Origin of the sequence: Succinivibrio faecicola (genome assembly GCF_019448115.1) — a bacterium.
GTDB lineage: Bacteria > Pseudomonadota > Gammaproteobacteria > Enterobacterales > Succinivibrionaceae > Succinivibrio > Succinivibrio faecicola.
Window position 1 is genome coordinate 50,422 of sequence record NZ_JAGFNY010000007.1, and the last position, 24,743, is coordinate 75,164.

Sequence of the window (24,743 nt, forward strand, 5' to 3'; positions counted from 1 at the left end):
TGCTGTTTTTCTAAGTTTTATTGAGCTTTACTCTATGCATTCTTATATGTATAATGCATGTACTTTTTTACTTCAGTCAATAATTCCATATGTATTTTTGTTCATAAACTTAACGGTTTAGGGATTTTTATACCTTTGGATTTTGATTTTTTTATGAAAAATTTGTAATTAATCTAAGTTAATAGATAGATTTTTCACTAATTTTTTCTTTTAGGGTGTAAAATCAAAGTAACCCTAAAGAGAACAACCTTATAGTAGAAGGTAAATATAAATGGCAAGAGTTACCGTAGAAGACGCAGTAGCAAAAGTTGGTAATCGTTTTGATTTAGTATTACTAGCAGCTCGTCGTGCACGTCAGATCTCATCAGGAAGCAATCCTTTAGTAGAAGAGGACAAGGATAAGCCAACCGTTATTGCTTTACGTGAGATTGAAGAAGGTTTAATTACCAAAGAATTCTTAGATAAACAGGATAGAAAAGAACATCTTCGTGATGCTTCTATTCAACCTGCTGATAATGAATTCGCTCCTATTGATGGCGCTGAGATGTTCGGCTAATCAGGAGTTTCTATGGGAGAGGAGCACACACTCATACCTAAATGTGAGAACATGCCTCCGCTAGAGCAGGCACTATCCTCTCCTAACTTCCCTTTTTATGCTCACCTAAGAGATATTGTCTGCCAATATCTGCCAAAAGACTGTGTCGAAACCATCGACAGAACTTTCTTTGTTGCTGATTTCGCTCATAAAGAACAGAAAAGAGCTTCAGGCGAACCTTATATTATCCACCCTATTGCTGTAGCAACTGTTATAGCACAAATGCACCTTGATGTTGAATCAGTTCAGGCTGCACTACTGCATGATGTTGTCGAAGATACTGAAATAACATCTTCCATGCTTGAACAGGAATTCGGTTCAACAGTTAATGAAATTGTTGAAGGTGTTACAAAACTTGATAAACTGCGCTTCCACGATTATAAAGAAGCACAGATGGAAAACTTTAGAAAGATGATCCTTGCTATGACTAAGGACATTAGAGTTATCCTTATCAAACTCGCCGACAGAACCCATAATATGCGCACTCTAGGTGCTCTAAGACCTGATAAAAGAGTACGCATCGCAAAAGAAACCCTCGAAGTATTCGTTCCAATAGCAAACAGACTTGGTATTTCTGATGTAAGAGCAGAACTTGAAGAGCTATGCATGGCATCTATCTATCCAATGAGATACCGTGTGTTAAAAGCAGCTGTTACAAGAGCAAGAAACAACAGAAAAGAAGTAGTGTCTGGTATCCTTGAGGCTATTACAGGCAGACTAAAAGAAGCAGGAATTGAAGGAAGAGTAACAGGTAGGGAAAAAAGACTGTATTCCATATACAGAAAAATGGTACAGAAGGAACTACAGTTCAGAGAAATCATGGATGTTTATGGTTTCAGAATTATTCTTAAAGATGTAGATTCCTGTTACAGAGTACTAGGACAGATGCATAATCTATTTAAACCTCGGCCAAACGGTTTTAAAGATTATATTGCAATTCCAAAACTTAATGGCTATCAGTCATTGCATACCTCCCTTGTAGGCCCTCATGGTGTGCCTATTGAAATACAGATTAGAACAGAGCTGATGGATCATATGGCAGCACGTGGTGTTGCAGCTCATTGGTCATATAAAGAAAACGGATCTAAAGCTGTTTCAACAGCATCTCAGAAAAATGCTCAGGATTGGATTAAGAACCTAATAGACTTACAGCAAAGTGCAGGATCTTCACTTGAATTCGTTGAAGATGTTAAAACGGATCTATTCCCAGACTCAATCTTCGTATTTACACCAGATGGAACCATCTATAACCTTCCAAAAGGTGCAACTCCAGTTGATTTTGCATATGCTCTTCATACCGATATAGGACATCATTGTATTGGTGCTAGAGTTAACCATCATGTATTCCCATTATCAAGATCGTTACAGTCTGGACAATCTATTGAAATTATTACTTCAAAGAATTCATGTCCTAATGCTATCTGGTTATCCACTGTTGTAACATCAAAGGCTAGATCCTGTATCAGACAGTACTTAAAAGGTCTGCGATCTCAAGAATGTGTTCTTATTGGAAGAAGACTGCTTCAGAATACACTACGTTCAGTTCGAATTGAATCTTTAACTCAAGACCAGATTCAGAGTATTTTAGATAACTTCAATGAAAAGGACATGAATGCTCTGTTCAGCGATATTGCAATGGGCAATATCCTTACTGTAGCTGTTGCAAAATTCTTAGATCCTGATTCTCATCACCACCATGAACTTCCTGTTAAGGGAACTGGTGGCTTACCGTTCACATTTGCTCAGTGTTGTATGCCAATTCCTGGGGACAATATCATAGCTCATATTGCACAGGGTCGTGGTATTGTTATTCACAACGAGAACTGTAAGAACTTCAGAGAAGAAGATAGAGTTCCAGGTAAAGTTTTAAATGTAAGCTGGAATATGGCAGTAACAGCAAATATGGACTTTAAGACTACCCTTTTAATTGAACTGAACAACCGTCAAGGTATTCTTTCTGAAATATCTAATGCAGTTGATATTGCAGGATCAAAGATTGAAAGTATCAATTCAGATCTGAAAGACGAAAAAACATTTCTTATCAATCTTATCGTTACAGTTAAGGACAATCTGCACCTGACTAGTGTTATAAAACGAATAAAAGCAGTTCCAAATGTGATCTCAGTCTATCGCAGACGATAGTATCCTCTTGTAAAGTCACCTTTGTTTTTCTATATTTTCTATATGCAAATCAAAATAATAGGTGGCAATCATGAATAAGTACGCCAAAGAATTCATTGATGAAAAAACTCTTATCAAAGATAAAGATAAACTTGAGCAGTTCTATATTGATAATACAGAAGATCTAAGCTTTATCAATAACGAGAACCTCACTCTTACTGCTACCAGACTTAAAGTTAAAGATCCTGTTAATTCTTTAGTGATAATCCCAGGTAGAGGCGAAATAGCTCATAAATTCTATGAATTTTTCTATACCCTTTATAATCTGAAAATCGAGGCTATTGTCATTTTTGCCAGAGGACAGGCTGCATCATCAAGAATATTAAAAGATAAAAACAAATGTCATATAGAAAGATTTGAGGATTTAGCAAAAGATATCTGCTTTGTGCTTGAAAAACTTAATATAGACAACTACAAACTGCTTGCATTCTCCTTAGGAGGATTGATTTCTCTTGATATCATCAAGAACATGAAGAGAAGACCTTCAAAAGCAGCTTTAATTGCCCCATATATATGGCCATACTTCAATTTACCTGATTACATACTCAAATCATTTGTTTTTCTTGCAGGAACACTACCTTTTGTAAGAACAATGTATACACCTCATGGAAAAGAATACAAGAGACTGGAATTTGTAGGTAATCACCACGCCCATTCAAAAGCTCGTTTTGAGAATTATCATGATTATTTTGCTGAGCATAGAGAAATTGCTATAGGTGGACCGACATACCATTTTGTAAAGGAAGCAATGAAAAAACAGTTAGAGCTTATAAACTCTGACTTTGAATTCGATATTGACATATATTGTCAGAGTGCAGGCAAAGACAAGGTTGTTTCCACACCCAAGGCAAAAGAGTTTTTCTTAAAACATAAAAATGACAAATGTCCGCCTCGTTTTGAAATTATTGATAATTGTTTTCATGATTTGATAAACGAAAGTGATGAATATAGAATAGATGCATTAGCAAAAGCTTTAGAGTTTCTATTCGATTAGGTTATAAACATGACAGATAGTTCAATTGTTGAGGAAAAAATCCCCGTAAATATCATTACCGGATTTCTTGGAAGTGGCAAAACAACATTACTGAATCACTGGGTAAATTCAAAAGAATTCAAAGATACTCTAGTTCTGATTAATGAATTTGGCGATGTAGGCCTTGATCATGAACTGGTTGAATCAGTGGATTCTTCTGTTGTTTTACTTCAATCTGGTTGTATATGCTGCTCACTGCAAGGAGCATTAGTTGATAGCCTTGTAACAAATCTAATAAAGGCCGAACGAGGAGAAATTCCTAAATTCAAACGAGTTATCATCGAAACAACAGGTCTTGCTGATCCTGCTGGTGTTATTAGTACTTTAAATGGTGATGATTATTTACTTGATCATTACTACCATGACGGAACTATTACTGTTCTTGACGGAGCTAATATTAGGGATCAATTAAAGAAACAATACGAAGCAGTAAAGCAGATTGCACTTGCAGATATTATTATCGTAAGCAAAACAGATATGATAGATTCAGACGAACTTGATTCTATCTATGAAGCTGCACAAAAAATTAATCCCTCTGTAAAAATCTATCCTGCTGTAAAAGGTAATTTATCTCCTAACATTCTGTTTGAAGTAGGACCTTATAAGGATCACGATGCTGCATATGATAAGAAGGTTAGCTCCTGGATTTCTATAAACACAACATCAAATGGATTTGCATCTTCTTTCAGACCAGCAACAGTTTCTGGAAATGTAGGTGTCGCAAAACAGAAGATTATTGCTCATTCTGATATAGATTCCTTTGCTTTGGAATTTGAGACTCCTCTTGAGCCTTTAGCTCTATTAGCAGCATTATCTGCTGTCACAACACAGTATGGTGATTCTCTATTAAGACTCAAAGGCATTTTAGATCTTAAAGATCAGGATAAACCTGTAGTTGTTCATGGTGTAGTAGGAAACCTATATCCATTATCAGAACTTCACTCATGGCCACAGGGACAAAAGAAATCCAAGCTAGTTTTTATCTGCAGAAAAAGCGTTCTTGAGCAGATAAAACATATGTTCAATGAGGTCATGTCAGATCCTGAATCAGCATCAAAAGCTTATTATCAGAGTATGATAGACAATATTGAGAGAGCAGATGATCTAGATAATCCTTACGGAAACTCTTACTAAATAAGCATATTTTGCATAAAATTATGCATCTGTTCTTCGAACAGAACAAAATATAAGAATTCTCTGAATTTTCAAAGAATTCTTTATATTCTGATTGTAACTAGACTACAAAATTTAAAAATAATCCCGCTAAAGCGGGATTAATTCAAAGGACTTTATTACTGAATTTCTTCTCTTGTTGTATCACCAGTTACAACGATTTCAACACGACGATCTGGTGCTAAACAGTTAATTAAGTTTGTACGGCCCTTTACGCCATCACACTTATTTCCTGTTACAGGTGAGCTCTTACCCTTACCTTCTGATACATTTACCTTAACACCCTTTGCCTGAAGCTCATTTGATACTGCATCAGCACGGCGCTGTGATAACTTGTTGTTGTATGCATCAGAGCCTAAACGATCTGTATAGCCATATACTTCAAATTCTGTATTATCAAATTTGTCAGATGAAGAAACAACATCATTGATTGCTTTCTTACCTTCTGCTGAAAGATTTGAACCATCAAATGGGAATAATAAGCCTGCTGCTAAAGAGTGGTTCTCTGTGATACGAACAGTCTTCTTTGGAGCTGGTTTTGGAGCAACTACAGGCTCTTCTTTCTTACCAAATGTATACTGAACGCCTACATATAAAAGACCGTTATCGATTCTTTCACCAGTTGTAGTCTTAGCTGCTTTATATAAATAATCGTAACCTGCTCTTAAAGCTAACTGGTTGTTAACTGCCCACTGAGCACCAATACCAGCTACAGCGCCCCATTCACGACTATGACCTGTAGCTAGTGTTGTCATATTGTAGGTAGGGCCCACCTTGAAGAAAATATCTGAACCATTGTTATCTAATGGCATTGCAATTCTGCCATATAACTCAATAATATTTGAATGTAATTTTGTATCGCCTGTAGATAAAGTTGTACCGTTAGATAATTGGCCATCAATTTTGTACTTATTACCATTTAAGTAATCATATCCAGCACCTAAAGCGAACCAATCTGTAAAATTATACTCGCCGTTTAGCTTGAAACCATATCCGTGTCTATCTGATAATTTTTCTTTATATTTAGCGTTTACGCCATTTGAAAATGTGTAAGCTTTATAACCAAAATTATGATCAAAAGCGTAATTCCAACCAGCTGCAGCACCTACAGAGTAAGTACCTTCAACAGCTGAATTTGCAGTTAGTGAAACACCTAAAGCTACTGCTAAAGCAAGTAAAGATCTTTTCATAATAGTTCCTATAAATATGATTAAACGATAAAAAGTTTAGTCGTATTTGCTTAGTTAAGTATTAGACGGATTTATAAGAAGAATTAAAAAGAAAAAGGCTATAACAATTTTTTTTGCTATAGCCTTATAGATCAGCTTATTAAATGATTATATTATAACTGCTCTTCTTTTGTGGTATCGCCAGTGATAACGATCTCTACACGACGATCTGCAGCTAAACAGTTGATAACATTGTTACGGCCCTTTACACCATCACACTTGTTACCAGTAACAGGAGAAGACTTACCTCTACCTTCTGAAACCTTTACAGTAACACCTTTGTTCTGTAACTCATTTGTTACAGAATCAGCACGGCGCTGTGATAACTTGTTATTGTATGCATCAGAGCCTAAACGATCTGTATAACCATAAACTTCAAATTCAGTATTCTGTAAAGCCTTTGATGATTCAACAACATCATTGATTGCTTTCTTTCCTTCAACTGATAGATTTGAACCATCAAATGGGAATAATAAACCAGCAGCTAATGAGTGATTCTCTGTTACACGAATAGTTTTCTTTGCAACAGGAGCCTGAGGTACAGGAGCCTCAGCTTTTGGTGCACCGAAGGTATACTGAAGACCTACGTATAAAAGACCGGTATTAATCTTATCAGATGAGTCATCAGATTTAGTAGTTTTAAAGAAGAAGTCGTAACCTGCACGGATTGCAAGTGCTTCATTTACAGCCCACTGACCACCGATACCTGCAACAGCGCCTAACTTACGGTCTGTATCGCCAGCAACTTTAAACCATGAAACAGCAGGACCAACTTTGAAGAAAATATCAGAACCGTTGTTATCTAAAGGCATAGCTAATCTTGCATAAAGCTCTGCAACATTTGCCTTAAACTTTTCTGAACCATATTTTTCGGAAGTTCCATCTGAATATGTTGAAGACAACTCAATCTTACCGCCTCTCATATGGTCCCAAGCTAAACCTAAGCCTAAATAATCAGTGAAATTGTATTCACCGTTTAACTTAAATCCATAACCATTGCTATCAGAAATATTTAACTTGTCGAATGAGTCATCTGTTACATTATAAGTAGTATTGAAATTTTGTTCAAAATAGTGGGTCCAACCACCTGCTGCACCAACAGACCATGTACCCTCAACAGCAGCATTTGCAGATAAAGAGCAAGCTGCAGATAATACTAATGCTAAAGCGGACTTTTTCATTTTTATACCTTCAAGAATAAAATATTCAAGTATTATTAAATTATTATCCCTAATTTTAGGAATGTTGAAATTTTATCACTAATCAAATCAGGAAGATTACAATATTTGTGCGTATATATGATAATTTCTTTCACTAGTTTTCAACAAAAATCGAAAAGATGAAAACTATTTTAAGAACTAAAAAATCGGAATTGTGCAGATACAAAAAAAAGCCCTGAATTTTCAGGGCTTTATATAAACTTTTGCAAAAGTTCATAACAAGATTATTTAATCTTGCCTTCCTTGTAAAGTACGTGCTGACGAACAACTGGATCGTACTTCATCATCTCCATCTTACCTGGAGTTGTACGACGGTTCTTGTCAGTGGTGTAAAAGTGACCAGTACCTGCAGTTGAATTTAAACGAATCTTTTCACGACCGCCTTTCTTAGCCATTTTAGTCTCCTTTAAACTCTAACGCCTTTAGCACGCATATCTGCAAGAACAGCTTCGATGCCATTCTTATCAATAATACGCATTGCTTTGGTGGTTACACGTAGTCTTACAAAACGACCTTCGCTCTCAACCCAAAAACGGTGAAACTTTAAGTTTGGTAGAAAACGACGCTTAGCCGCATTCTTTGCGTGGGAACGTAGGTTACCCACTGCTGGGCGCTTGCCCGTAACTTGGCAAACTCTGGACATGTTAGCTCACACTCCAAAAAAAATAAAAAAACACATCTCAATACATAGATAAATCTATGAGAGATAAAAAATTGGTTAAACAAAGTGCACGTATTCTAACACAAAAGAAGACTATATCCCCAAAAAATTTAATTTTTGAGGCAACTTTTTACGATACATGACTTCGACTACGTAGCAATTAATGTGATTAATGCTACAGTTGTTCGTGGTAACTGTGAATTATATACCATTATTATGTCACAGATCAACGTTGAAAAAATTACTCAGATAAATTTTAGATAATCCCTTGTATAATCAAAGAGTAGTCACCATTAATTAATCTTAGAAAATAAAAAAAACTAAAAATTTAACAATAAAGGAGATAAAAATGGATACACAGCTTAAAAATCGAAAGATCGTTTTAGGTGTAACCGGAGGCATCGCAGCATATAAAGCATGCACTTTATGCCGTCTTCTTGTAAAGGGTGGCGCCCAGGTCTATGTGGTAATGACTGAAAGTGCAACTAAGCTTGTTGGAAAAGAAACTTTCGAAGCATTATCAGGCCACAGCGTAAGCGTTAATATTTTTGAAGACTCTAAAGACATATCTCATATAGCACTATCAAACGATGCAGACATGATTGTTGTAGCTCCTGCTACAGCTAATTCTATTGCAAAATTTGCTCATGGCTTTGCTGATAATATGCTTTGTGCAGTAATGCTTGCAGCTAACTGTAAAAAAGTTATTGCCCCTGCTATGAATACAAATATGTACCATAACGTAGCTACTCAGGAGAACCTGCAGTTACTAGCTTTAAGAGGTATGTATATACTATCTCCAGACAGTGGTGATCTTGCTTGCGGAACCTCCGGCGATGGAAGAATGAAGGAGCCTGAGGAAATATATGAAGATATTCTTGCAATCTTCTCTCAGGATCTTGAAAAACTTCCTCATACAAAGATTGGAATCGAGAATCATCAAGAAAAGCTTCCTGCACCGCAGCAGATACTAGAGCTTACCCAAACTAAACTTCTTCCAAAATCCTTTGGTGCAGGTTTCAATGTCCTTATAACGGCAGGCCCAACAATTGAAGAAATTGATCCTGTTCGTTATATAACAAATCACAGCTCTGGAAAGATGGGATATGCCCTTGCTCATATGGCTCAGCTAATGGGAGCTAACGTAACACTGATATCAGGTCCTGTTAACCTAAATGTTCCTCTGGGAGTAAAAAGAATTTCTGTTCGCTCAGCTGTAGAAATGCTCAATGCTGTTGAATCATATGTAAATGAAGCTGATATTTTCATAGGATGTGCCGCAGTCGGTGATTTTAGAGTTGAGAGCATAAACAAAAACAAGATTAAGAAAAAAGATGGAGAAGAAGGTCTTACTCTGAAGCTTGTTCAAAACCCTGATATTATTGCAACTGTCGGCAATAGAGAGGCTAATAGACCATTTACAGTTGGATTTGCAGCAGAAACAGATAATCTTGAAGAAAATGCAAAAAAGAAGATTGTAAAGAAAGGCTTGGACATGGTTATTCTCAACGATGTTTCAAACAAAAGTATCGGCTTTAACAGCGACGATAACGAAGTGTCTGTCTACGATAAAGACGGATTGGTTGCTCACATAGAAAAGCAAAATAAACAGGTCGTTGCTACATCACTACTTGAACTTATCTTCAACGCAGCGAAAAAGTAATATGCTGAATATAAAAATTAAAATACTTGATAACAGATTAGGAAAAGATTTTCCTTTACCAAACTATCAGACTGATATGTCAGCAGGAATGGATTTGAGAGCTATGGAGGATAGCGATTTTATCTTGAATCCAGGTGAGGTCAGAATGGTTAAAACTGGCTTTTCCATGTATATTGCAGATCCTAACGTAACAGCTTTGATTGTACCTAGATCTGGTCTTGGATATAAACATGGAATTGTTCTTAGCAATCTTACTGGAGTTATTGACGCAGACTACCAAGGCCCATTAATGATGCCTTTGTGGAATCATTCAAATGAGCCTTTTAAAATCTGCGTTGGTGATAGGGTTGCACAAATGCTATTTGTTCCAGTACTACATCCAAAATTTGAAATTACAGACAGCTTTGATGATGTTTCCTGCAGAGGTGAAGGAGGTTTTGGCTCTACAGGAATATAATTTTGATGTTATATATCTAAAGACTGTGTACTGATTGTATATGATTCATAGACTGGAGATACAAAGATCTTGCCATCACCTGGATTTCCTTTATCTCCTGTCATACCAGATTGCATGATAGTCCGGACAACAAGGTCCTTTTCATCTTCAGATACAACAATATAAAGCATACATTTTGTCATTTCCTGGTAAAGAACTTCCCCTACTTTTATTCCCTGCTCTTTACCTCTACCTGAAACAGTTACCTTTGATAAGGCATAAAATCCTTTAGCATGTAATGCATCTTGAACATCCATGACTTTTTCTGGTCTTAAAAAAGCTGTAATTGCTAACATAGGTATTCCTCCTGTTTGTTATATTTTATATTTCCAGAGGTCTTACCTACATATTAAGGTTATATAAGGTTAAAACTAGAAAATGCACTAAAGACGGGCATAATAATATAAGAATTGGGAATTTTGCTCTAAAAAAGGATAGTACCGCCCTATAAAAGGGCGGTAAATATGATTATCTCTCAGATAACTGCTTGGTTAGAATTTCAAGCTCAATTTTGGTCTGAGCAGGTGCTACACCACCTTTGATGTTACGTTTTGCTAGAATATTCTCTAACTGAAGAACAGGATATACATCATCAGAGATTACATCAGAAAACTCTTTGTACTCAGAAACATCCATATCTTCTAATGCTTTCTGCTTTGAAATAGCATATAGAACAATTCTACCAACAATAGAATGAGCCTCACGGAAAGGAATGCCCTTACCTACTAGATAATCTGCAAGTTCTGTTGCATTTGAGTAACCACCCTTAGCAGCATCGATTGCATTCTGTTCATTCAGTTTAATGCCTTCAAATACAAGAGTAGTCATATCAAGACTGTCAATCCAGGTATCCATTGCATCAAACAGTCTTTCTTTATCTTCCTGTAAATCCTTATCGTATGCTAAAGGAAGAGCCTTTACAGTTACTAGCATACCTGTAAGAGCACCAACAACACGACCACACTTACCACGGATAAGCTCTAAAGCATCTGGATTCTTTTTCTGAGGCATTAAAGATGAGCCTGATGTAACTTTGTCAGATAGCTCTACGAACTTAGCTTCTCCACTGTTATAGATGATTAAATCTTCAGCTAGTCTTGAAAGATGAACCATTGAAATTGAAGCTACAGATAATAGTTCCATTACATGGTCACGATCTGAAACTGCATCTAATGAATTAGAAGTTGCTCTATCAAAACCTAAATCATGAGCTAAAGCTTCACGATCTACATCATAAGCTGTACCAGCTAGAGCAGCTGAACCTAGTGGACATGTACCCATTAAAGCTTTGGCATTTAACAGACGCTGATAATCGCGCTCAAACATCTGGTTGTATGCTAATACCCAGTGAGCAAAGGTAACAGGCTGCGCTCTCTGAAGATGAGTGTAACCAGGGAAAATCTTACCCTGATTCTCAGATGCAACTTTAACAAGCTCTTTTTGTAACTTTGTAATTGACTTTAAAGCGTCAGAAACTGCTTTTCTGCACCAGAGTTTTAAATCTAAAGCAACCTGATCATTACGGCTTCTACCTGTATGTAATTTTTTACCTAAATTACCTACTTTTTCAATCAGACGGCGCTCAACATATGAATGAATATCTTCATCGCCTGCAGTAGCTATTGAATCAATATCCTTTTCAACTTCTGCTAATAATTCATTCAAAGCTTTTTTCAAATCAGTGTTTTCCTGTTCTGTTAAAACACCTGCTTTAAAAATTGCATCAGCCCATGCGATAGAACCTTCTATATCCTCTAAGGCCATACGATAATCAAACTTTAATGAATCGTTGTAATCCTTAAATCTCTGATCTGGTCCTTGAGTGAACCTTCCGCCCCATAAAGCCATAAATTACTCCAAAACAAAAATAATTAGATTGCAAAAGGATAGCACGAAATAAGAAATTTTGAATAAAAAAATGCATTATTAAGGACTTTTAAGAAAGATTTTTTCAAAGATTAAATACGAAAGACAGAATTTCAGATACAGGCAAATTAACGCTTAGGAGTACCAAGCTTTAACAGATAATCAATTTATAAATTCTTCTTCAGATGCAGGATAGTAAGATAGTCTACTAAAAAGAAAGCCCTTAACTAAAAGTTAGGGGCTTTAATTTAAATACGGATTAGTTCAGATTATTTCTGATTCTTTGAGTTGATAGCACGGATTCTGCTTGGTAATGAGTATAAGCGGATGAAGCCATCAGCATCAGCCTGGCTATATACGTCATCAGCACCGAATGTTACGAAATCAAAGTTGAATAAGCTATTAGGTGAATCCTTCTGGATTACATCGATGTTGCCCTTGTATAACTTAATAACAACCTTACCGTTAACATCCTTAGCAATGTTATCAGCAGCAGCTAATAAGATCTCGCGTAAACGAGTGAACCAGCGGCCATCATATACTAACTGAGCAAATTCTACAGCTAAGTGCTCACGGAATACGCGAGTTGCCTTATCTAAAACTAACTGCTCAATAGCACGAATTGCCTTATAAATAATGGTACCACCTGGGGTCTCATAGCAACCACGAGACTTCATACCAACTAAACGGTTCTCAGTAATATCGATACGACCTACACCGTGACGAGCACCGATCTCATTTAACTGAGTGATGATATCAAATGGAGTCATTTCCTTACCGTTAATCTCGGTTACTAAACCGTTCTTAATGGTTAACTCAAATGTCTCTGGAGTATTTGGAGCCTTCTCTGGATCGGTAGTCCATACCCATACGTTCTCTGAAGGTGCATTCCAGGTATTCTCTAACTCACCACCCTCTGTTGAGATGTGTAAGCAGTTAGCATCACGGCTATAAATCTTCTTTAAAGTAGCCTTACATGGAACATTGTGAGCCTCACAGTAAGCTAATAACTCTTCACGAGACTGCATATCCCAAATACGCCATGGAGCGATAACATCTAACTCAGGAGCTAAAGCTGCAACTGCAGATTCAAAACGAACCTGATCGTTACCCTTACCGGTAGCACCGTGAGCAATAGCATCTGCGCCTTCTTCTAAAGCACACTCAACCATTGCCTTTGCAATGATAGGACGAGCAATAGCAGTACCTAATAAATACTCACCTTCGTATAAAGCACCAGTCTTCATCATTTCGAAAACATAGTCTTTTACGAAATCATCACGTAAATCTTTTACAATGCACTTGCTAGCACCTGAAGCAATAGCCTTCTGCTCGATACCTTCTAGGTCATCACGCTCCTGACCAACGTCAGCTACAAAGCATACTACTTCACAATCACCATAATTCTCTTTAAGCCAAGGCACGATGGTTGAAGTGTCTAGACCGCCAGAATAAGCCAAAACTACTTTCTTGTAGTGTTTGTTTTCCTGTTTTAACATTGCTTTATTCCTCAAAATTAAGCATTAATTAGTTTGGCAAGTACTGCCATGTGAATATGTAAACGGTTTTCAGCCTCATCAAATACAACAGACTTGTTACCATCCATTACCTCATCAGTGATTTCATAACCACGGTGAGCTGGCAGACAGTGCATAACAATCTGAGCACCGGACTGATCAACCAGATCCTTATTTACCTGATATGGATTAAACTTCTTTCTTACAGCATCAAGTGGTGTATTGTCACCCATTGATACCCAAGTATCAGTGTAAACCACATCAAAATCTTTTAACTTGCTGATATCGTTTTCAACAGCAATTGTGCAACCATTCTTTCTTGCAATTTCTGAAGCCTTAGAGAAAACAACTGCATCTGGAGTGCAGTTCTCTGGGTTAAAACTTGTAACATTAGCACCTAAAATAGCACCAGCTACAAACAGAGAATTGGTAACATTGTTACCGTCACCAACGTATGCAACCTTTACACCTTTAATCTTACCTAGATGTTCCTGAATAGTCATATAGTCAGCCATTGCCTGAGCTGGATGATATAAATCAGATAAGGCATTAATAACTGGCACTGAACCATACTGAGCTAACTCTTCAAGGGTACGCTGAGAAAATACTCTGCCAACAAGACAGTCTACCCAACGACATAAGTTTCTTGAGTAATCAGCGATTGTCTCTCTCTTACCTAACTCGCCATTCTGGAGATCAAGATATACACCATGACCACCTAAACGATAGAAAGCAAGTTCAAAGGTTGTTCTTGTTCTTAATGAAGGCTTTTCGAACATGATAGCGCCAGACCGACCTGCTAGTTCCTGTCTGAATTTTGCAGGATCCTTCTTCATTGCAGAGGCGGTTTCTAAAATATCTAAATATTCATCTTGGCTGAATTCAAAGCCTGTTAATAAATGACGCATCATAAAGCTCCTAATGCGGCGGAACAAACAAAAAACTCTCTTTTCGGAGTTGACATTGTACCAAAATAAAAAAAATATAATTTAAAAAAGTATTTTGCCACAAAAAAGGGCAAATTTACACTAAATCGCATTTAATTTATGCAAAGCAAGTGTCAATGATGCTATAGCACGAGATTCTGTTAGTGGAGAATCGTAATCAAAAATAAGATCTTTTGCTTCTTTTATACTTACTTTAATGATAGATATAGGCTCGGGTTCATCTCCATCAAGTCTTGATTCATATAGATCTGTGCACAAAAAAGTATGCATCCTGAGCATAAGCATTCCTGGAGCTAAGGTCATTTCCTTTTTTAAAGGAATAATATTTTTAGCACCGAATCCAATCTCTTCTTTCATTTCTCGAATGCATGCATTAACTGGATCTTCGCCATCATCTATTTTGCCTTTAACAAAACCTAATTCATATCTTTCAAAGCCACATGCATATTCAGAGGTAAGATAAAAGAAACTGCCATCAAAAGGAATTGCCATAACAGCGCCATTCCCTCCGGCAATTCTCTCGTAGGTCATACGGGTGCTATTTGAAAACTTTAGATCTAATTCTTCAACAGTAAATATTCTTGATACTTTCTGTTTTTTTCTAGAAAGTATCTCTGGCAGCTGCCTTGATAGTGCACTTAAATCCATAAATTGAATCTCTAAATTTTGCTATAATTATCGCATTGTATAACGTTTTTATTTAATTCATGTAAAAATTACAGCATGACTGATAATAATTCATCATCAAAAGACGTCCGTTTGGATAAATGGCTTTGGGCTGCAAGATTCTATAAAACAAGATCACTTGCAAGACAAATGATAGATGGTGGAAAGGTTGACTATAACGGAGTCAAGGCTAAACCATCTAGAACTGTTGAAATAGGTGCAATTGTTAAAGTTCTTCAGGGTAATGTCAGAAAGGAAGTAGAAATACTGAAGATTTCTGACGTTCGTGGACCTGCAACCGTAGCTGCAACACTTTATAAAGAAACAGAAGACAGTGTCAAAAATAGGGAAAAACAGTTAGAACAGATTAAAATTAATGCCCTATTAGCTCCTCATCCTGAAGAGAAACCAAACAAAAAAGAAAGAAGAGCACTTTTAAACATAAAATATGGAAACAATTAAAATGCAGAGCTTTGAACATAATTCAATGGAAAGATTCATCTTCGACAATCATGGTGTCAGAGGCGAAATTGTAAAATTAAAGAAACCATTTGAAGATCTTCTCCATGACAACTATCCATTAGCAGTAAAAAAAGTTCTTATGGAACTTGCCGTTTCTTCTGTTCTTGTTGCATCAACATTAAAAGACGGATCTGAAATCATGGTTCAGATTAGAGGAACTACTGAAACAAAACTTAAATATGCCCTTATCAATATTAGACAGGATCTGTCTTTTTACGGTTCTGCAGCACTCAATGAGAATGCAACTGTAACTGACTCTGATACTCTTCTTGATTTATGTGGAAGCAAAAGTGTTCTTGTTCTTTCTGTTTTTCCAAAAGACGGCCCTAAATGGCAGGGTATTGTTGCAATAAATCCTGAATCAATCAGTGCAACTTTAGAGGATTACTTTAGAGATTCTCAGCAGTTACCAACCAGATTCTTCATCAGAACTGATCTAAAAGATTTTCAGTCTGGTGGTATTCTTCTTCAGATTATTCCTGAAATTGATAAAAACATTGAATCTTTAGAAGATCTATCAGTTCTTGCTGACACTATAACAGAAGATGAGCTTTTCAATCTTCCATTAGAACAGAACCTTGCAAGATTATTTGCTCATGAGGAAGTAAAAGTATTCGGACAAAATGAGGTTTTATATAAGTGTATCTGCTCAAAGGAAAGATGCCTGAACGCTTTATCTGAAATTCCATCTTCAGAATTACTAGATATGGCAAATTGCAATGAGGGAACATCCATGACATGCCAGCATTGCAACAAGACATATACATTTACAAAAGAAGAATTGTTAAATCTAGTTCATCAGAAGAATCAATAAATGACACTATCTACAAACCAGACTTCCATGGCAAAAGTCTGGTCTTTAAGCATTGCTCACTTTACAAGCGATTTTTATTTAAATCTGCTTCCTGTAATGCTTCCTATTCTTGCACTTAAATTTGGATTTTCGTATTCCCAATGCGGTCTGCTTTATATGGTTTTCCAAATTTCAGCATCTTTTCTGCAAGCTCCTATAGGTCTTATTGCAGATAGAAAGGATCTTGGTATCTTTTTACCACTATCAGTTATGCTTGGTAGCTTACTTGCTTGTGCAGTAGGTATTTGTAACAGTGAATTGATGCTTGTAATGATAGTATTCATATCAGGGATCTTGTCGTCATTTTTCCATCCCGTTGCAGGTGGATTTGTACCTTATGTAAGCCCAAAAGGAAAAGAAGTTTATTCAACATCCATCTTTATTGTCGGAGGAAATGTAGGATTTGCTGTTGCTCCATTTCTGACAGCAATCTACCTTAACTATTTTGCTCCTGAAAAACTGATATTTCTTGCTATAGTTCCAATTTTGGTAACCATTCTTTTATTCAGACAGAAACTATATACAAGACCAATTATTCAATCAAAAGCAAATACCCTTTCATTAAAGCAGATAATTACCAATATTCCATTCGTATCATTAACAATGTCTATTGGATTAAGAGCAATATGCTACTGCTCACTGGTAATCTATCTACCTCTTTTATACAGTTCTAAAGGAATGAAACCCGTTACAGCATCGGCTATTCTTATGACATTACTTTTAGGTACTGCAATTGGTGGTTTTATTATTGGTCAGTTTTCTAAGAGAGTAAAGATACCTACTTTAATCCTTGGCTCATATTCTTTGACAATTCTTTCTATGATTGTCTTTCTTTTAAGAGCCGATGATTCTTTATTGTCTTATGTAAGTATATTCATAGCTGGTTTTGGTATGTATGGAGCAACACCACCTGCTATAGTTTGGGCACAAAGAATGTTGCCAAATTCTGATTCATTTGCAACCTCAATTATGCTCGGATTCACTTTTGGAATAGGATATGTTTTATCAGTTTTTATAGGCTGGCTTGGTGATTATATTGGACTTCAGCTTGCCCTAACATATTTCACCTTCCCTGCTATGTTATTAGCAACACTGCTAATCATTCTAATAAGAAACAAAAACATACAATGAAGAAAAAGGCTACCAAGAGTAGCCTTTGATAATTCTATTTGAACAGTTCTGATTCAAGAATTTCTAATCTGTCCTTTAGCTTAAAGGCTTCCATATGTTGTCTATCTGAAATTCTGAATACAGAAGAATTATTCTCTTCATATGTGTTCCATATTATTTTTTCTTCTGTATTTCCATCAGTATTAGGATTTCCTGTTTTTATAAAGTTTACAACTCTCCTGTGAAAAACATCAGCAACTTGTCTTTGAGTTTTTGTTGCATTCTTTTGAAGATTATTGAATACATAGGCTATTTCACTTGCATGACCTACTTTATATGGAGTACGCATCATATATTCAGGAGCATAATCAAAATGGTACATATATACCTTATTCGTTTTACTGATATTGTCAGCAAAGATCTTCATGCCTAAATTGAATGCAATATCTCCTATATATTCACAGCTTCTGTCGTATGGATTCTGATAAATTTCACGTGAATAAAGTTTATTGATTCTATTTGAACCATTTTTCTTATGATGATATGTAATAACAGAATCAAGCTGCTTGTCTGTTACTGAAGGAGGCACAAACATTGTTCCTTCATTTGTGTTATAGCCAAGCAGTATATCAACATTATTGAATTCTCCATTTTTCAATGATTCATATGGCTCATAAGGAATCACATAACCATCAAAATTAGGTATCAGATATGAACCATCCTTATTATCAAATCCCAAATCAAGTGGACAGTAGTTACTCAATATCTCAGGAGGAATATTGCGTAAATCTGCAAGACCGGCCATCGAATCTTTGATATCAAATTTACTATTAAGCTTTTCTGAATGACCATATGCAATCAGCTGGTTATCATTCTGATTCATGCTAACAAAAGGATATGACAGTATGGTTCCACTTTCCATTACAGCTCTTTTAAAAAGTCCTTTTGTTAATGGTGATAAAACAAGAGCAGATACAGAAAAAGCTCCTGCTGACTCTCCTCCTATTGTTACATTATCAGGATCACCTCCAAAATATTTAATATTGTCTTTGATCCAGTTTAAAGCAAGAATCATATCTAGAAGCCCCCAGTTTCCTGTTGTTCCATACAGTTGTTTTGTCGATTTCGATGAATAGAATCCTTCAGCACCTAGACGGTAATTTATGCTAACAAACACTATTCCATCTTTTGCAAATTCAGAACCATCATACAGAGGAAGACTTGATGCTCCTCCTACAAAGGCCCCTCCATAAATCCACATATATACAGGATATTTATCATTAACCTTTGCTCCTTTTGGTGTATAAACGTTAAGGCATAAAGAATCAACGCCTTCACCATTAAGTTTTGGATAATTCATAAATGGAGACTGAAATGGGATCTTGCAGAATTTATCTGCTTTGAATTCACCCACAAAACTATCAGCCTTTACAGGTGGAGCAAATCTTAAATCTCCTGTTGTTGCTTTTGCATATGGAATACCTTTGTATATATATGCTCTGTCATTTTCTATTCCAGTAATTTTTCCTAGCATTGAATCAACAGTAGGTGCTGCAAAAGAAGAAAAGGAAAGTACAAAAATTAAAGATAGAATTATCCGTCTCATAGTTTTTCCTATATGAAATCATGTTTTATTAACCATTACATTTAAAGATAGAAAACATTTATCCATATATATTGATTTTTTTTTGCACTTAAAAAAAAAACATGAACTAGTTCACGCTATAATTACAAAGTTTATTTATTTTTGGACTATAAAAATGAAACCAATTTATTTAGGCGTAAACATTGATCATGTTGCAACAGTAAGAAATGCACGTGGTACAAATTATCCTGATCCTGTAACAGCTGCGGCAATTGCAGAACTAGCTGGAGCAGATAGTATTACAACTCATTTAAGAGAAGACAGAAGACATATCACAGACAGAGATGTTCGAATCATCCGAGAAACTGTGAAAACATCTTTAAACCTTGAAATGGCTGTTGCTGATGATATTCTTGCAATTGCTGTCGCATTAGCACCACAAAAAGTTTGTATGGTACCAGAGCGTCGTGAGGAAGTTACAACTGAGGGCGGTCTTGACGTTGTAGGTAATTTTGCAAAGATTTCCAAAGCTATTGAAAAGCTAGATAATGTAGGCACTGTTTGTTCTTTATTTATTGATCCTGTAAAAGAACAGATTGATGCAGCTGTAAAAGCAGGAGCTCCTTATATTGAGTTTCATACAGGTCGCTATGCAAATGCTACAAATGAAAAAGAATTAAATCATGAATTAAAAGTTTTAACCGAAATGTCAGCATATGCTGACAGTGTTGGGCTTGGTGTAAACTCAGGTCACGGCTTAAATTACAACAATGTAGCGGCTATTGCAGCAATTCCTCAGATGAATGAGCTGAATATCGGCCATAGCATTATTGCAAGAGCCATATTCACTGGTCTTAATGAAGCTGTAAAAACCATGAAAGATATCATGGTACAGGCTAGACACAATTCTTAACCTAAAGAGGCAATCATGAATTTTTCTAATTTACTAAAAACATTTGGTGAAACTGCAATTGACCGTGTAGAAGCTGGTCTTGAAGCTTTAAGATGTGGCAGAGGTATCCTTGTTGTTGATAATGCAAACCGTGAAAATGAAGGTGATCTTATCTACGCTGCACAGACTGTAACAGATGCTCAGATGGCTTTTATGATCAGAGAGTGTTCTGGTATTGTTTGCGTTTGTATCAAAGAAGAGCAGGCAAAGCGTATGGGCCTTAACATGATGGTTGAAAAGAATACTTCAACCTATGGAACTGCATTTACCGTTTCTGTTGATGCTGCTGAAGGCGTAACAACAGGTGTTTCAGCATCTGATAGAGTTAAGGCTATTAAAGCTGTAATCAACCCTAATGGTAAGCCAGAAGATCTTGCAAGACCTGGTCACATGTTCCCTCTTGTTGCTAAGAATGGTGGTGTTTTAGAGCGTGATGGTCACACTGAAGCATCTGTCGATTTAGCTCGTCTTGCTGGTCTTGCTCCTGCAGGTATCTTATGCGAGCTTTGTGCTCCTGATGGCCAGATGGCTAAATTACCTAGGGTAACTCACTTTGCACTAGAGCATGATTTAACTGTTCTTTCTGTTGAAGATTTAATTGAATACAGAAAAGCAAAGAACGTTTAATAGCTTATAAGCGGCCAGTACAATGAATGCAACTGATAATTTCACTTTAGGATATTCAGAATATGGTGATCCTAATGCAAAGGTGCTGGCTGTCCTTCCAGGATGGGCTACAGATGCAAATTTTCTAAAGCCCATAGCAGAGCTGTTTAAAGATGAGTATCGAGTTTTACTTATCGATATGCCAGGATATGGCAAATCATCTCATTTAAAGCTTTTTGCCGATTCAACAAGACAAACTGCAAATCTCATTCTAAATACCCTTCCAAAGAACTCTATTCTGATGTCATGGTCTCTTAGCACTTTAGCGTGCTGCAGAGCCTGCGCTATGGATACAAACGGCAAAATTGACAAGTACATATCAGTCTGCGGTTCACCAAGATTCCCTGCCGATCCTAACTGGCCAGGCTTTGACTATAAATATGTACTCAAGTGTTTAAAACTTTTTGACGAGGGTAAAAACACTAGATCTATAAAGCTTTTCTTTATGATGCAATCTCAAAGTAGCATTCTATCTAAAGAAAACAAGCAGTTTATGATAGAGTCTTTTGATGCTATGGGAGATATTGATAAGGATGTACTAGTAGCAGGTTTACATAAAATGGCTTATGCAGACCACAGAGAAGCATTTAACGCCATCAAAATTCCTTGTCTTCACATATTTGGAGCTAAGGATAGACTTGTCCTTCCAGATCTTGCAAAACATCTGATACAACCTCCTTATCATGTATGCTCTGTTCTTCAAGATTCAGCGCATATGCCTTTCCTATCAGAACCAGAAAACTTTAAAAAAGTTATCAATCTTTTCTTAAAAAATTCTAATTAATTGAATTTAAAGGATTTATTTTTCTAAATTTTTTATAAAAGATTGCCGATATAGTATGTAACCCATAATTGTATCTATAGGTTTTATAAAATGGACGTTGCAAGTTCTGCCATTTCAAATGTAGTCAATACAAGTTTCCCGCATGCTGCGCAGGAAGCTCGTAGAGATGCGCTTGCAAAAGAAACCATTCCACAATTAAACCAAAGTGCAAACTCTAATCCAAATAATGCAGTTGCTCAAGGTCAATCACAGACAAATACTGCTCAGAGCTCTTTATTTATTCAAGCAGAAACAATTATCAAAACTCATAATGATAAATCAGTAAATAAAGAGAATAAAGCTGATAAGAAAGAATCTGTTGGCTCTAAGGAAACAAAAGAAGGCAGTTCTGCTAAAGGAGCATCTTCGACTACTAGTACATCAGGACAGTCCTTACAGTCACCTGTTGATGGAATAGGTCAGATGAAGGCTGCTTTAGGTGGTTCTTTTGGAGCTAATAACGGAGCAAACTACTCCGACGAGTTTGAAAAGAAGAGAAAGAAAGGACAGGGCTTTTCAGGAAAAGCTATTGCAAAGACCTACAATAGCTCTATTCCATCAAATAATATCGGTACAATGCTCGATATTGAGAGTTAACTAATTGTGAACAAGAGTTTTTAAATATTCCTGTTCAATTCTCTTTTTCTCTTCTTCTGTCATTTCTTCTACAACGATTTCTTCATCTTCATCAGTTGCAAGAGAATTTTCAACAATTGGCTGCTCTGTAAACCAATCAGGTTTAACATAACTTATCTTGTTTACAAACCAGGTTCTTTTACCTTTTGGAGTGGTAACAATAGCTTCATCGTCGACACTCTTTCCTAGCAGTGCCCTTGCCATTGGTGCATCAACAGATACACAATTTGATCTTCCAAAGGTTTCATCAGAACCAACTATTCTTATTTGTAAAATACTGTCGTCATCATCAGACTGAATCTCAACATAGGCACCAAAATATACTCTGCCTTCCTGCTGTCTGTTGTATTCGATTACCTGAAGATCGTTCAAACAATGTCTTAAGTATCTGATTCTTCTGTCAATCTGACCTAAAAGGCGTTTATTATAGTGATAATCAGCGTTTTCCGATCGATCTCCTAAAGAGGCTGCCCAGCTAACTCTAGCTGTTATCTCCGGTCTTTTTACTTCCCAAAGATAATCTAACTCTTTGTGTATCTGATCATACCCTTCTCGAGTAATAAATGGTTTACCCATTATTAGACTCCTTAAACTTAAAAACCCGGATCACTCCGGGTTTTTTTAGACAATTAGAAAGTTCTAATTATAACTGAGGACCTGACTTAACTAAGTCGCCGCCTAATGACTCGAACTTCTTGAAGTTCTTGATGAAGCGCTCTGCTAAGTCCTTAGCCTTAACTTCCCAATCCTGTGCATTAGCGTATGTATCACGTGGATCTAAGATCTTTGGATCAACACCTGGTAATGATGTAGGAACTACGAATGAGAAGTGAGGAATTACCTTGGTCTCAGCCTTATCGATTGAACCGTCTAAGATTGCATCGATAATACCACGAGTATCCTTAATAGAGATACGCTTGCCGGTACCATTCCAGCCAGTGTTTACTAAGTAAGCCTTAGCACCTGACTTTTCCATTCTCTGAACTAATACTTCAGCATACTTGGTTGGAGGTAATGATAAGAATGCTGCACCGAAGCATGATGAGAAGGTTGGAGTAGGCTCGGTAATACCACGCTCTGTACCAGCTAACTTAGCTGTGAAGCCTGATAAGAAGTAGTACTGAGTCTGACCCTTATCTAGGATTGATACAGGAGGTAAAACACCGAATGCGTCAGCTGATAAGAAGATTACGCGCTTAGCAGCTGGGCCCTTAGAAATTGGCTTTACGATGTTGGTGATGTGGTTGATTGGGTATGAAACACGAGTATTCTCGGTTACTGACTTATCAGCAAAGTCAATCTTACCATTAGCATCAACAGTTACGTTCTCTAATAATGCGTTACGCTTGATAGCTGCCCAAATATCTGGCTCGTTTTCCTTTGAAAGGTTGATTACCTTAGCATAGCAACCGCCTTCGAAGTTGAACACACCATCATCATCCCAACCGTGCTCGTCGTCACCGATTAGAAGACGCTTTGGATCTGTTGAAAGAGTGGTCTTACCAGTACCTGATAAACCGAAGAAAATAGCTGTATTTTCGTGGTTCATGTCGGTGTTAGCTGAGCAGTGCATTGCAGCGATGCCCTTTAATGGTAAGTAGTAGTTCATCATTGAGAACATACCCTTCTTCATCTCACCGCCATACCAGGTGTTTAAGATAACCTGCATACGCTCAGTTAAGTTGAATACAACAGCAGTCTCTGAATTTAAACCTAACTCTTTGTAGTTCTCAACTTTAGCCTTTGAAGCGTTTAATACAACGAAATCAGGCTTGAAGTTCTTTAACTCTTCAGCTGTTGGCTTGATGAACATGTTGGTTACGAAGTGAGCCTGCCAAGCAACCTCAACTACGAAACGAACTGCTAAACGAGTACCCTCGTTTGCACCACAGAATCCATCAACAACGTATAACTTCTTGTTTGATAATTCTTTACCAGCTAATGCCTTTAAAACATTCCATGACTCAGTTGATAAAGGCTTGTTGTCATTCTTGAACTCATCTGTAGTCCACCAGAAGGTGTTCTCAGAGGTTGCATCCTTAACGATGAACTTATCTTTTGGTGAACGACCAGTATAAACACCAGTCATTACGTTAACAGCGTTCATCTCAGTATTCTGACCAACGTCAAAACCAGTTAAACCAGCCTTGGTCTCTTCTGCGAATAAAACTTCGTATGAAGGGTTGTGAACGATTTCAGTAGCACCACTGATACCATATTTAGCTAAATCAAGCTCTTCGAATAAGCTCATTTTCTTCTCCACGTGTTATCTGAGTGAGACTCAGGTTTCTATAGTTACAAAAATGATTTTACAGTAAAACGAAAATATATGCACTTTTTTTAGCTCAT

25 protein-coding genes are annotated in these 24,743 nt (G+C 36.7%); 13 read left to right on the forward strand and 12 right to left on the reverse strand.

Annotated elements, in window-relative coordinates; all coding sequences use genetic code 11:
• The first annotated feature begins 271 nt into the window (after positions 1–271).
• From rpoZ to J5V48_RS03450, 4 genes are all read left to right on the forward strand, one after another.
• Positions 272–556: a DNA-directed RNA polymerase subunit omega gene (gene rpoZ, locus J5V48_RS03435; protein WP_219937158.1), complete on the forward strand. Its 285-nt coding sequence runs from the start codon at positions 272–274 to the stop codon at positions 554–556.
• A gap of 51 nt (positions 557–607) precedes the next feature.
• Positions 608–2,737, forward strand: coding sequence for a bifunctional GTP diphosphokinase/guanosine-3',5'-bis pyrophosphate 3'-pyrophosphohydrolase (spoT, locus tag J5V48_RS03440; protein WP_219937186.1), 2,130 nt, complete (start codon positions 608–610; stop codon positions 2,735–2,737).
• A 70-nt stretch (positions 2,738–2,807) separates the two neighbouring features.
• On the forward strand, positions 2,808–3,770 hold the full coding sequence (locus J5V48_RS03445) for an alpha/beta fold hydrolase (protein WP_219937160.1): 963 nt from the start codon (positions 2,808–2,810) through the stop codon (positions 3,768–3,770).
• A 9-nt stretch (positions 3,771–3,779) separates the two neighbouring features.
• Positions 3,780–4,943: a CobW family GTP-binding protein gene (locus J5V48_RS03450; protein ID WP_219937162.1), complete on the forward strand. Its 1,164-nt coding sequence runs from the start codon at positions 3,780–3,782 to the stop codon at positions 4,941–4,943.
• A 158-nt stretch (positions 4,944–5,101) separates the two neighbouring features.
• Here the strand turns inward: J5V48_RS03450 and J5V48_RS03455 are convergent, their stop codons facing one another.
• From J5V48_RS03455 to rpmB, 4 genes are all read right to left on the reverse strand, one after another.
• Positions 5,102–6,172 (reverse strand): OmpA family protein, encoded by a 1,071-nt coding sequence (locus tag J5V48_RS03455; RefSeq protein WP_219937165.1) that lies wholly within the window; start codon positions 6,170–6,172, stop codon positions 5,102–5,104.
• A 152-nt stretch (positions 6,173–6,324) separates the two neighbouring features.
• Entirely contained in the window at positions 6,325–7,392 is a 1,068-nt protein-coding gene (locus tag J5V48_RS03460) for an OmpA family protein (RefSeq protein WP_219937167.1), read from the reverse strand.
• 263 nt (positions 7,393–7,655) lie between these two features.
• Positions 7,656–7,826, reverse strand: a complete 171-nt coding sequence (gene rpmG / locus J5V48_RS03465) for a 50S ribosomal protein L33 (protein ID WP_021889297.1) — start codon at positions 7,824–7,826, stop codon at positions 7,656–7,658.
• 11 nt (positions 7,827–7,837) lie between these two features.
• Positions 7,838–8,074 carry a 50S ribosomal protein L28 gene (rpmB, locus tag J5V48_RS03470; RefSeq protein ID WP_219937168.1) on the reverse strand — a complete coding sequence of 79 codons (237 nt, stop codon included), beginning with the start codon at positions 8,072–8,074 and terminating at the stop codon, positions 7,838–7,840.
• A gap of 367 nt (positions 8,075–8,441) precedes the next feature.
• Between rpmB and coaBC the strand changes: the two genes are divergently transcribed.
• Both coaBC and dut read left to right on the forward strand, forming a co-directional pair.
• Positions 8,442–9,755, forward strand: coding sequence for a bifunctional phosphopantothenoylcysteine decarboxylase/phosphopantothenate--cysteine ligase CoaBC (gene coaBC, locus J5V48_RS03475; protein ID WP_219937169.1), 1,314 nt, complete (start codon positions 8,442–8,444; stop codon positions 9,753–9,755).
• Position 9,756: 1 nt separating this feature from the next.
• Positions 9,757–10,212, forward strand: a complete 456-nt coding sequence (dut, locus tag J5V48_RS03480; protein WP_219937170.1) for a dUTP diphosphatase — start codon at positions 9,757–9,759, stop codon at positions 10,210–10,212.
• A gap of 8 nt (positions 10,213–10,220) precedes the next feature.
• On the opposite strand, the gene J5V48_RS03485 is transcribed toward dut, so the two are convergent.
• From J5V48_RS03485 to nudE, 5 genes are all read right to left on the reverse strand, one after another.
• Entirely contained in the window at positions 10,221–10,547 is a 327-nt protein-coding gene (locus tag J5V48_RS03485) for a P-II family nitrogen regulator (RefSeq protein WP_219937171.1), read from the reverse strand.
• A gap of 172 nt (positions 10,548–10,719) precedes the next feature.
• Positions 10,720–12,099, reverse strand: a complete 1,380-nt coding sequence (gene argH / locus J5V48_RS03490; RefSeq protein ID WP_219937172.1) for an argininosuccinate lyase — start codon at positions 12,097–12,099, stop codon at positions 10,720–10,722.
• A gap of 287 nt (positions 12,100–12,386) precedes the next feature.
• A complete protein-coding gene (locus J5V48_RS03495; RefSeq protein WP_219937173.1) occupies positions 12,387–13,616 on the reverse strand; it encodes an argininosuccinate synthase in 1,230 nt (409 codons plus the stop codon).
• Positions 13,617–13,633: 17 nt separating this feature from the next.
• The gene (locus tag J5V48_RS03500; protein ID WP_219937187.1) at positions 13,634–14,542 is read right to left on the reverse strand and encodes an ornithine carbamoyltransferase; all 909 of its coding nucleotides are present in this window, start codon (positions 14,540–14,542) and stop codon (positions 13,634–13,636) included.
• Between the two features lie 120 nt (positions 14,543–14,662).
• Entirely contained in the window at positions 14,663–15,229 is a 567-nt protein-coding gene (nudE, locus tag J5V48_RS03505; RefSeq protein WP_219937174.1) for an ADP compounds hydrolase NudE, read from the reverse strand.
• 75 nt (positions 15,230–15,304) lie between these two features.
• Here nudE and hslR point away from each other — a divergent pair, with 75 nt between their 5' ends.
• From hslR to J5V48_RS03520, 3 genes are read left to right on the forward strand one after another with little or no spacing between them, the layout of a single operon-like run.
• Entirely contained in the window at positions 15,305–15,709 is a 405-nt protein-coding gene (hslR, locus tag J5V48_RS03510; RefSeq protein WP_219937175.1) for a ribosome-associated heat shock protein Hsp15, read from the forward strand.
• Between the two features lies 1 nt (position 15,710).
• A complete protein-coding gene (gene hslO / locus J5V48_RS03515; protein WP_219937176.1) occupies positions 15,711–16,583 on the forward strand; it encodes an Hsp33 family molecular chaperone HslO in 873 nt (290 codons plus the stop codon).
• A complete protein-coding gene (locus tag J5V48_RS03520) occupies positions 16,584–17,753 on the forward strand; it encodes an MFS transporter (RefSeq protein ID WP_219937177.1) in 1,170 nt (389 codons plus the stop codon).
• Positions 17,754–17,787: 34 nt separating this feature from the next.
• On the opposite strand, the gene J5V48_RS03525 is transcribed toward J5V48_RS03520, so the two are convergent.
• Positions 17,788–19,338 (reverse strand): carboxylesterase/lipase family protein, encoded by a 1,551-nt coding sequence (locus tag J5V48_RS03525; RefSeq protein ID WP_219937178.1) that lies wholly within the window; start codon positions 19,336–19,338, stop codon positions 17,788–17,790.
• 154 nt (positions 19,339–19,492) lie between these two features.
• Between J5V48_RS03525 and pdxJ the strand changes: the two genes are divergently transcribed.
• The 4 genes from pdxJ to J5V48_RS03545 all read left to right on the forward strand — a co-directional run bounded on the left by pdxJ (position 19,493) and on the right by J5V48_RS03545 (position 22,355).
• On the forward strand, positions 19,493–20,230 hold the full coding sequence (gene pdxJ / locus J5V48_RS03530) for a pyridoxine 5'-phosphate synthase (RefSeq protein WP_219937179.1): 738 nt from the start codon (positions 19,493–19,495) through the stop codon (positions 20,228–20,230).
• Positions 20,231–20,245: 15 nt separating this feature from the next.
• On the forward strand, positions 20,246–20,896 hold the full coding sequence (ribB, locus tag J5V48_RS03535) for a 3,4-dihydroxy-2-butanone-4-phosphate synthase (protein ID WP_219937180.1): 651 nt from the start codon (positions 20,246–20,248) through the stop codon (positions 20,894–20,896).
• Positions 20,897–20,918: 22 nt separating this feature from the next.
• Positions 20,919–21,719, forward strand: a complete 801-nt coding sequence (locus J5V48_RS03540) for an alpha/beta fold hydrolase (protein ID WP_219937181.1) — start codon at positions 20,919–20,921, stop codon at positions 21,717–21,719.
• A 90-nt stretch (positions 21,720–21,809) separates the two neighbouring features.
• Positions 21,810–22,355 (forward strand): hypothetical protein, encoded by a 546-nt coding sequence (locus J5V48_RS03545; protein WP_219937182.1) that lies wholly within the window; start codon positions 21,810–21,812, stop codon positions 22,353–22,355.
• Here the strand turns inward: J5V48_RS03545 and greB are convergent, their stop codons facing one another.
• A complete protein-coding gene (gene greB, locus J5V48_RS03550) occupies positions 22,356–22,970 on the reverse strand; it encodes a transcription elongation factor GreB (RefSeq protein WP_219937183.1) in 615 nt (204 codons plus the stop codon).
• A gap of 67 nt (positions 22,971–23,037) precedes the next feature.
• Positions 23,038–24,645, reverse strand: a complete 1,608-nt coding sequence (gene pckA / locus J5V48_RS03555) for a phosphoenolpyruvate carboxykinase (ATP) (protein WP_219937184.1) — start codon at positions 24,643–24,645, stop codon at positions 23,038–23,040.
• Positions 24,646–24,743: the final 98 nt, after the last annotated feature.